Annotated in this window: 2 protein-coding genes and 1 pseudogene; all 3 read left to right on the top strand. The window is 65.5% G+C overall.

What is annotated here, in order from left to right:
* The first annotated feature begins 167 nt into the window (after positions 1-167).
* On the top strand, positions 168-1274 hold the full coding sequence (locus J8I34_RS33265; RefSeq protein ID WP_209778384.1) for an efflux RND transporter periplasmic adaptor subunit: 1107 nt from the start codon (positions 168-170) through the stop codon (positions 1272-1274).
* Between the two features lie 20 nt (positions 1275-1294).
* Complete coding sequence (locus J8I34_RS33260) at positions 1295-4504, top strand: efflux RND transporter permease subunit (RefSeq protein ID WP_209808442.1); 3210 nt, start codon at positions 1295-1297, stop codon at positions 4502-4504.
* Positions 4505-4893: 389 nt separating this feature from the next.
* Positions 4894-4969 (top strand): annotated as a pseudogene (locus J8I34_RS33255) (DDE-type integrase/transposase/recombinase); the annotation flags it as partial.

Below are 4969 nucleotides of genomic sequence, written 5' to 3'. Positions count from 1 at the left end.
CCGCCTTCCAAATCTCGATGCGCATGCGCTCTTCGGGTTGCTGTTGCCGGTACTTCTTCTTCGTCATCCACCACACCTTACCAAATGGCAAGGTGTTGCACTTCAGATTTGAGGACGCCATGGGTAAGGGGTTGCCGCCAAAGCCAGTAACCGCCCAAAAGGCCGACATGAAACGAAAGAACCTGTTAGTCACTATTGGCTGCGCTATTTTAGTGCTGGGCATTGTGACCTACGTGCGCACCGCTAGAAGTTCGCATCGGATATTTGAATCTGAGGAGGCCAGCGGCGTCGAATTCCTACAGACAGACTTGGTTCAGGTGGCGCGCCAGGACCTGCAGTTGTCGCTGCCGCTGTCGGGCAGCCTGCGCGCGCTGAACCAGGCCTCGGTCAAGGCCAAGGTCTCGGGCGAGGTGAAGCAGGTGCTGGTGCGCGAGGGCGAACCGGTGCGCGCCGGCCAGGTGATCGTGCGCTTCGACCCGACCGAATACGAAGCCCGGGCCGCGCAGGCGCGCGGACAGATGCTGGCGGTGCGCGGCCAGTTCGAGAACTCGCGCCAGACCTGGGAACGCAACCGCGAGCTGGTCGGCAAGGGCTTTATCTCGCAGACCGCGTTCGACAAGTACCAGTCCGACCTGGCGGTGTCGCGCGCCAACCTCGACGCCGCCCAGGGCGGGCTGGCGGTGGCGCAGAAGGCGCTGGCCGATACCGTGGTCAAGGCCCCGCTCGACGGCATGGTGGCCGCCCGCGCGGTACAGCCGGGCGAGAAGGTGTCGCCGGATACGCGCCTGGTCGACGTGGTCGACCTGCGCGTGGTGGAACTCGAAGCGCCGATCCCGATGGCCGACGTGGCGCGCGCCGCGGTGGGGCAGCCGGTGGCGCTGGAAGTCGAAGGCGCCGGCCGCTTTGCCGGCAAGCTGGTGCGCATCAACCCGGCGGTCAGCGAGGGCACGCGCAGCATCATGGTCTATGTCCGCGTCGACAATGCCGACCAGCGACTGCGCGCCGGCATGTTCGCGCGCGGCGCGCTGGTGCTGGGCCAGCGCGCCGGCGTGGTGGCGGTGCCGGTGTCGGCGGTGCGCACTGAGGGCGAGCGCGCCTTCGTCTATGCCGTCGACCGCGATACGCTAGCGGAACGCCCGGTGCAGCTTGGCCTGCGCGACGAAGCCGGCGGCATGGTGGAAATCGTCGCCGGGCTCGACGCCGGCGCCGAGATTGTGCGCAACAACCTGGGCGCGCTGCGCAGCGGCAGCCAGGTCAGGCGCATCAAGGCCTGACGGCACAGAGGACGCGCGCCATGTGGTTCACCCGCCTGTCGATCCGCAATCCGGTGCTGGCCACCATGATGATGATGGCCTTCATCGTGGTGGGGCTTTTCTCGTACCAGCGGCTGCCGGTCGACCAGTTCCCGGACATCACCTTCCCGGTGGTGGTGGTGCAGACCGAATACCCGGGCGCCGCGCCGGAGTCGGTCGAGTCCGACGTCACGCGCAAGGTCGAGGAGATCGTCAACACCATCTCCGGCATCGACGAGATCTTTTCGCACTCTTACCAGGGCACCTCGGTCGTCGTCATCAAGTTCGACCTGAGTGTCGATGTCGGCCAGGCCGCGCAGGACGTGCGCGACAAGATCGCGCTGATCCGCCCGCAGTTCCGCGACGAGGTCAAGGAACCGCGCGTGCTGCGCTATGACCCGTCGGACGCGCCAATCTTCTATCTGTCCGTCTCCAATGCGCCGGGCGCCAGCCGCAGCCAGCGCGAGCTGACCACCATCGCCGACCAGATCGTGCGCAAGCGGCTGGAAACCGTGCGCGGCGTGGGCGCGATCAATATCGTGGGCGGCACCAGGCGCGAGGTCGAGATCCGCATCCGTCCGGCGCAGCTTGAAGCGCTTGGCATCGGCGTCGACCAAGTGATGAACGCGATCCGCAACGAGAACCAGGAATTGCCCGCGGGCGAACTGCGTTCCGCGGCGACCGAGACCGTGGTGCAGATCAAGGGCCGCGTGCCGACGCCGGATGCGTTCCGGCAGATCATCGTGGCGCGTCGCGCCGGCCAGCCGGTGACGCTGGGCGAGATCGCCGATGTGCGCGACGGCCAGGAAGAGCAGGAAAGCCTGGCGCTGCTCGACGGCAAGCGCGCGCTGTTCCTGTCGGTGGTGAAGGCGCAGGGCCAGAATACCGTCGATACCGTCGACGGCCTGGTGCGCATGACCGACGAGGTCCGCAGGCTGGTGCCCGCCGGCGTGCAGCTCAACGTCGTCAACGACACCGCGCGCGGCATCCGCAGCAGCGTGAAGGAGGTGCGCTCAACGCTGCTGGAAGGCGCGTTCCTGACCGTGGCGATCGTGTTCCTGTTCCTCGGCTCGTGGCGCAGCACGGTGATTACCGGCCTCACGCTGCCGATCGCGCTGATCGGCACCTTCGGCGTGATGTATATGTGCGGCTTCACGCTCAACGTGATCACGCTGATGGCGCTGTCGCTGTGCGTGGGCCTGCTGATCGACGATGCCATCGTGGTGCGCGAGAACATCGTGCGCCACAACCTGATGGGCAAGGACCACCGCAGCGCGGCGCTGGACGGCACCAACGAGATCGGGCTGGCGGTGCTGGCCACCACCTTCTCGATCGTCGCGGTGTTCCTGCCGGTGGGCTTCATGGGCGGGATCATCGGGCGCTTCTTCCACCAGTTCGGCATTACGGTGGTAGCGGCGGTGCTGATCTCGATGTTCGTCTCGTTCACGCTGGACCCGATGCTGTCTTCGGTCTGGCATGACCCCGACCTGCACGGCACCGGCAACAAGGCCAGCTGGTACGGGCGCACGGTGGGACGGTTGCTGGACTGGTTCTCGGCAAGCATGGACAAGCTCGGCGACGGCTACGCCGGCATGCTGGGCTGGGCGCTGAAGCACCGCCTGGCCACCGCCGTCATCGCCGCCGCGACCTTCTTCGGCAGCTTTGCGCTGGTGCCGCTGATCGGCACCGAGTTCGTGCCCAATGCCGACCTGGGCGAAACCAAAGTTGGTTTCACCACGCCGGTCGGCACCTCGCTCGACGTCACCGAAGCCAAGGTGCGGCAGGTGGAAGCCGCGCTGAAGGCCTTCCCGGAAGTGGCCTACACCTACGCCACCATCAACTCGGGCAACGCCTCGGGCCGCAACAACGCGCTGGTGTCGGTGCGCCTGACCGAGCGGCGCGCGCGCACCCTGACCACCGCGCAGCTCAACCCGCTGATCCGCCAGCGCCTGGCCGGCATCGCCGGCATCACGCTGACCATGGTCGGCATGCCCGATAGCGCCGGCGGGCAAAAGGCGATCCAGGTATCAATCCAGGGCGACGACCTCGACGAACTGCGGCGCCTGTCGCGCGAAGCCAGCGCGCGCATGGCGGCGATCCCGGGCCTGACCGATCTGGATTCGAGCATGAAGGACGACCGCCCCACCATCGAGGTCCGCATCCGGCGCGAGCTGGCCTCGGACCTGGGCGTGGGCGTGGCGCAGATCGGCAATGCGCTGCGGCCGCTGCTGGCCGGCGATGCCATCAGCTCCTGGCGCGCGCCCGATGACAAGAACTATGACGTGCGCGTGCGCCTGCCGAAGGACGCGCGCACCGGCATGGCCGACCTCAGCGCGCTGATGATCGCCAGCAGCCATACCAACGCCGATGGCTCGCCCAGGATGGTTCCGCTGCGCCAGATCGCCGAGCTGGTGCCGACCACCGGCGCCAACCAGATCAGCCGGCGCGACCTGAACCGCGAAGTCGAGCTGACCGCCAACGTGGCCGGGCGCTCGGCCGGCGAAGTCGCGCGCGACGTCAAGGCCGCGCTGGACGGGGTCAACTGGCCGGCCGGCTACAAGTACCGCTTTGGCGGCTCGACCAAGTCGATGAACGAGTCCTTCGGCTACGCCGTGTCGGCGCTGGCGCTGGCGGTGATCTTCATCTACATGATCCTGGCCTCGCAGTTCGCCAGCTTCTTCCAGCCGGTCGCCATTATGACCTCGCTGCCGCTGACGCTGGCCGGCGTGTTCGCGGCGCTGCTGCTGTTCGGCTCGAATTTGAACATGTTCTCGATCATCGGTTTCATCATGCTGATGGGGCTGGTGACCAAGAATGCGATCCTGCTGGTGGACTTCGCCAACCAGGCGCGCCAGGGCGATGTGGACGGCACCTATCGACGCGCGCCGCTGTCGCGCGAGGCCGCGCTGGTCGAAGCCGCGCGCGTGCGCCTGCGCCCGATCCTGATGACGACACTGGCGATGATCTTCGGCATGGTGCCGTTGGCCTTCAGCATGGGCGAGGGCGCCGAGCAGCGCGCGCCGATGGGGCAGGCCGTCATCGGGGGCATCATCACTTCGTCGATCCTGACGCTGGTGGTGGTTCCGGTGATCTATACGTACCTCGATGATTTCGGCGCGTGGTTGCGTCCATTTTGGCGAGACAGAATACCGTCTTCAGCTGCCCATCCGGCTGCAGGTGATTTGCTCTCCACGAAAGGCGGCCCCGAATAAGCGAACGAGCCTGCAAGATGAACTTTACGCGAGATAAGCCCATCCTCTGTGGAGCGTAGTTGTCGTGGACTAACTCCGATTACGAGTCCATATTGGCAGAGGCCATCATCCACGAAAGGTAATGTGCAAAGAATGGCGCACAATTTGGTGCCGGCACCTTGGCAAACAGCGCGTTATAGGTAGCGATGAAATTCGCCATGAACGCATAGGCGGTCTCCAAGGTGCCTGATGCCACGGAGATAAAACCCCCTCGAAAAGCAGTCCAGGGGATTCATGTTCGATTGTTTTACGCGAACCTGGCCAGACCGAAGTTGGCGCAGCTACCTTACAATCGCCTGCGCTTTCGCACATTCATCGTCACTAGCCCTCTTTGGTAGTTCACATGATAGCGCATGGACGAAACCTACATCCTGGTCAAAGGCCGGTGGAAGTATCTCTACCGGGCCGTGGACAAGGCCGGCAAGA

Origin of the sequence: Cupriavidus phytohabitans (assembly GCF_017815025.1) — a bacterium.
GTDB lineage: Bacteria > Pseudomonadota > Gammaproteobacteria > Burkholderiales > Burkholderiaceae > Cupriavidus.
Note: the sequence above shows the minus strand (reverse complement) of the source record. Positions and strands in the feature narration are given on the sequence as shown.

What these genes read in the sequence shown, in the direction of transcription:
- J8I34_RS33265 (WP_209778384.1), top strand. Translation starts at nt 168, where the DNA reads ATGAAACGAAAGAACCTGTTAGTCACTATTGGCTGCGCTATTTTAGTG.
- J8I34_RS33260 (WP_209808442.1), top strand. Translation starts at nt 1,295, where the DNA reads ATGTGGTTCACCCGCCTGTCGATCCGCAATCCGGTGCTGGCCACCATG.